General features: G+C 47.4%; 6 protein-coding genes. 2 read left to right on the top strand and 4 right to left on the bottom strand.

The features are described 5' to 3' along the window. Both KDK18_RS13350 and KDK18_RS13345 read right to left on the bottom strand, forming a co-directional pair. Nucleotides 1-741, bottom strand: a 741-nt coding sequence (locus KDK18_RS13350; RefSeq protein WP_257255424.1) for an amino acid ABC transporter permease, incomplete at its 3' end; no start/stop codon positions are given. Beyond that, the gene (locus tag KDK18_RS13345) at nucleotides 742-1,551 is read right to left on the bottom strand and encodes a transporter substrate-binding domain-containing protein (protein WP_257255423.1); all 810 of its coding nucleotides are present in this window, start codon (nucleotides 1,549-1,551) and stop codon (nucleotides 742-744) included. It abuts the gene before it with no gap. A gap of 317 nt (nucleotides 1,552-1,868) precedes the next feature. Here KDK18_RS13345 and KDK18_RS13340 point away from each other — a divergent pair, with 317 nt between their 5' ends. Further along, complete coding sequence (locus tag KDK18_RS13340) at nucleotides 1,869-2,222, top strand: phage holin family protein (protein ID WP_257255422.1); 354 nt, start codon at nucleotides 1,869-1,871, stop codon at nucleotides 2,220-2,222. Nucleotides 2,223-2,407: 185 nt separating this feature from the next. After that, nucleotides 2,408-2,821, top strand: coding sequence for a hypothetical protein (locus KDK18_RS13335; RefSeq protein ID WP_257255421.1), 414 nt, complete (start codon nucleotides 2,408-2,410; stop codon nucleotides 2,819-2,821). A gap of 51 nt (nucleotides 2,822-2,872) precedes the next feature. Here the strand turns inward: KDK18_RS13335 and KDK18_RS13330 are convergent, their stop codons facing one another. Next, on the bottom strand, nucleotides 2,873-4,201 hold the full coding sequence (locus KDK18_RS13330; RefSeq protein WP_257255420.1) for a hypothetical protein: 1,329 nt from the start codon (nucleotides 4,199-4,201) through the stop codon (nucleotides 2,873-2,875). Between the two features lie 225 nt (nucleotides 4,202-4,426). Then, the coding region (locus tag KDK18_RS13325; RefSeq protein ID WP_257255419.1) for a C2H2-type zinc finger protein at nucleotides 4,427-4,636 on the bottom strand (210 nt) is incomplete at its 5' end.

The following is a 4,636-nucleotide window of genomic DNA, read 5'->3' as shown; positions in this document are numbered from 1 at the left end:
GATATATCGCAAGGTATCACCCCGGCTCATTCCAAGACTGCGTCCGGCTTCCATCTGACCTTTATTGATCGACTCAATACCGGCTCGAATAATCTCTGCAATGTAGGCACCAGTGAAAATCGACAGCGCCGCAACGCCCGCTGTGAAACGATCCAGATGAAGAACCGTGCCAATAAAGAAATAAACAATGAAAATTTGCACCAGCAGCGGGGTGCCACGAATGACCTCGACGTAGAGTATCGAGAGATTTCTCAACGCCGGATTGGGAGAAATTCTCGCCAGTCCTGAAATCACCCCCAGGAGAATGGCAAAGACAATGGAGACCAGCGACAGCTTGATGGTCATCACCAGACCATTGGCTATGGGCCCGGCTTTCCATTCATAACTGACGGCCAGCAGATCGCCTTCAAAGACCAGATCACCGTCATAAACCTGAACGTCGGAAAATCCTTTAATAACAGTCTGCTCTGAGTCATTAAAGTCATTCACCAGGACCAGTTGCCCACTGTCGTTAGTTGCAACCGTACCGTCGAATTCTGCTCTGAGTGGATTTTCTGCCTTGTAGAAGACGTATTGAGGAATGCGCTCCCAGCGCCAGATGTAATCAATCGACTGACTTGACTTGTAGATACCCACGCCCATCAGCAGCAATAACACACCGAAGACCAGGTTCCACAGAACCTGGTTCGGCTGTTTTTCCATTTGCAACGGACGGCCGGCTACGGGTTTACTGCTCAGCACTTAGTTCAGAGTCTTCTGCCATTCGGAGCTTTCGAACCACTTGGCATAAATCTTATCGTAGGTGCCATCGGCCTTGATTTGACTCATAAAGTTATTCAACCAGTTTTCGAAGTCAGGATCTCCTTTACGAATACCCCAGGCCAGAGGCTCATGAGTGAAGGCAGTGTCCAGATGAGTCAGCTTGCCTTCATTCTGGCTGGAGTAAATCGCATTGAATGGAAAGTCGTATACGAAAGCATCTGCTTTGCCATTGGCGACTTCCAGAGCACCATCGGCTTCCGTTTCAAACAGACGGATACTGGCTTTACTCAAGTAACGCTTGGTTGCCTGTTCACCGGTAGTACCCAGCTTGGTAGCCACGGTGTACTTCTTGTTATTCAGATCCTTGTAGCTCTTGATTTCACCTTCCAGGCCCTTACGCAGCAGGATGCTTTGACCTACGACAATGTAAGGCTGGGCAAAGTTGATCTGCAGGTTACGTTGTGGCGTCAGGGTCATGCCGGACATAATGATGTCAAACTTGCCGGTCAGCAGGGCAGGAATGATTCCATCCCATGCAGTGTTGACCAGTTCCAGCTCGACGCCCATGGCTTTGGCCATCTGACGGGCAATGTCCACATCAAAACCAACAATATCACCACGTTTGTTGGTCATTTCAAAAGGCATGTAGCCTGCTTCCATACCAACACGCAGGGTTTTGCGCTCAATGATTTCGTTCAGGGTAGACTCTTGCCAAAGCTCTGTATCAGCAGCAAACAGGCTGGTGCTAAAAGCCAGCATAAACGTCAGAAATACCATTATTTTTTTCATTATTTTTCACTCCAGGGTTCCGGTTTGCCCGGAACTCAGTCACTACCAGTTTTTATAATGTGAAATAGGCTGCCAAAGCAGAACAGTATCTCGCTTTTTATCGTTTTATTCGGCCTTCAACAGAAGGTCATTTCATTTGCCTACAAGACTCGGGTATTTTACATATACAAGTCGATTTGAACAGTACTTTAGTGCTATTTAATACTGAACTGAGAAGTTCGCTAAGGTGTGGAGCAACGACCACTTGTTTTTCTACCTTTGACTTCAGGATGGTATAAAGTGCACAAAACGTTGAAGCCATCTGGAGAGTGTCTGCCATGCTGAGTCTGATTCTGTACTTCCTCATCAACGGTCTGGCTGTTTTCATCACCGCCAGAATCCTCAAAGGTGTAGACATTGAAAATTATGGCAGTGCGCTGCTGGTATCGATCCTGCTGACAGTGGTCAATACCTTTGTCAAACCGATTCTGTTTTTCCTGACGCTGCCCATCACCATCCTGACTCTGGGTTTATTTTCTTTGGTACTGAATGCCCTGATGCTGATGATCGTTGATTACTTTATGGACAGTTTCAACATTAAAAACTTTGGCTGGGCGCTGATCATGAGCATTGTTCTTTCTATCGTCAATGCAGCATTGCTCTTTCTCATACCGGGCGTAATGGCGCTGTAAAACAGAAGGAGCAGGTCCCGGGCCTGTTTCTGATTAAGATTATTTCCTGCAGACTAATACATCATTATTCGACATGGTGGATTCAAAGATTCAGAACAGGCACTTATGCCCATCTGACCATATATGTAGAACGGCGCACCTTATGTTTTCTACCTTGCTGTCGAGACATATTTGCAGAGACTCTGATGAAAGGAACCCTGATGAAAAGGATCACTCTGGGACTGGCCAGCTTCTTCGTCCTGCTCATTTTGCCACTGACCCAGACCAACGCACAGGAAGCGGCTTTGAACTTTTATTTTCAGGAAGATCCGGGTACCAGGGGATATGCGGTCACGCTGCCACTGATGCTGAACCCCTCTTCTCGAAATCAACCTATGGAGTTCAATGAATTTCCAGCTTTCAGAGTATCCGTTCAACAGAGTATGCAGAGACTGGATATTCTTTTCTACGACAAACTTTCCGGCAAGTTGCTGACCAAGGTGCGTTACCCGATAGTGAACCGCATGAAGAATACTTTTCAGACACAGGGATTTACCGGGCTTCAATATATACACCATCCTAATGGAGCTGTATTGCAGTTTATTGGAATGGTGAGGTAGGCAACAGTGTCTGATTAACCGTCTGGATCATCCTGAAACTCGTCGTCAAGATTAGAGCTCCCGCTTCTGTTCCGGGCCGGAGAGGCAATCGACACTTGAGCAGACACTATCGATATGCTCCTGCATGCTCACATTATCACAACCTTGCAGAGTGTGAGAGCATAGCGGGCAGCTGATCTGACAGTGGAAAAACGCCCAGTGATTAATCAGTTCTTGTTGCGACCCCAGTGGCAGATCAACCGTAAAATTCGCATTCCCGAACTGTTGAAGACGGCCTCCCATCAGAATCAACCGAAGCAGGGACCCCTCCCCCTCATCACCCAGACAGGAGCCGCATCGATATGAATCAATATGAGTAGCCAGATGGGTTTGCAGGGCTTGCTGGTTACTGATGGTCTCAAAACAAAAACCACATCTGTATTGCAAATGTTCATTCATATGCGAAGCAGTAGGCCGGATGTCGTCAGACTCATTAAATGGGCATTCAAATAACGGACATCCGGCCCGCTCCCGATGTGAGGCCTCAAAATGAGCGGTGTTGTCTGTCTCTGCTGTCAAAATAGTAAAACAGGATTCGAAACAGAAAGCATAACAGTGTGATGACAGAGTATTCAGGAGTTGTTGCAGAGGAAGTTGTAATACTTCCGTATGATTACAATGATGGCAAAATTCATTGACAACGCCTACGCATCGCTGTTGCAGATGCTGCGCAGTAAGATGTTCCCTGACACCCTGCTGATCGAGTTCCATCGCCTCATAATCAACAGGACACAGATTACAGTGAATTCCGGGCCTTCTTTTCTTGCCACAGCATGGACACTTGGCAGGTGAGGCTCCAAAGCGCTGATAACAGTCTTCACAGAGACCTCTGCGACAACAGGAGTATTGCCAGGAGACCCCGTTTTTCTGACAATGCCAACACAGACAAGGATTCTTTTTATCTTCAGACTTATCCTTGCGCTCATCGCCATTATTCTCATTGTGATCATCCCCCCCAGTCGAAACAGGCATAACTGACTGAGAAGCGTCCTCTTCCATACCGTCATCGTCTTCTTCATGACCCAGTCCGCTATCGGTAGATCTGCTCATTTCACCGATTCGGCTTACAGCGACACCCCACTGCAAAATTCCTGGCAGGATGCTGTAAAGAGAGATCAGACTATTAGCCTCAACCGGTTCAGAAGCCCTGTCAACAAAGCTTGAGTCCCTGGTCTGGACCGCTTTTAGCTTCAGGCTGGAATCAGCAGGCAGATAGGCATTGAGCAAGGGATTCAGAAAAATCAGCAACAGAGTTTCATGACAAAAAGACACACCCGGCTTTTCGTCCATTGCAGCCTGAGCAGGGCCCCACCAAACCAGTGTGGCCAGTGGCAGGAACATCAATATCCTTAAGGCTCTGTACACCATAAGACAGATTAATTATTTTAATGAGACTGTGAATATAGTTGCTGAGTTTCACTCTGCCAATGAGGTACTTTTCAATATGACCAGTACTCTCCGATATGAAATGAGTCTCACCGTGCTGGATCTGTAGGAATCTTGTACTTCAGATCACGCACAGACGTGTGCACTGCCTTGCCCTTCTGAGCCTGTGACAAGCAGAAATCAATCACTTGACTGTACATTACAAAGCTTTCGTTTTCGTTGTTGCCTTCTGTGATCCGCCAGGGCTTTCAAGTTGGGCAGGATCTTCTGGCACTCAGGGCAGGTTTGCTCCGGGGTGTGATATTGACTTCTGTGAACCGACAGGGCTTGAGCGTTTGGCAGGGTCTTCTGGCACTCAGAGCAGGTTTGCTCCGGGGTGTGATCTTTTCT

This window comes from Endozoicomonas sp. SESOKO3 (assembly GCF_024606255.1).
The sequence above is the reverse complement of the archived record's forward strand: the minus strand, read 5'-3'. Positions and strand labels throughout refer to the sequence as shown.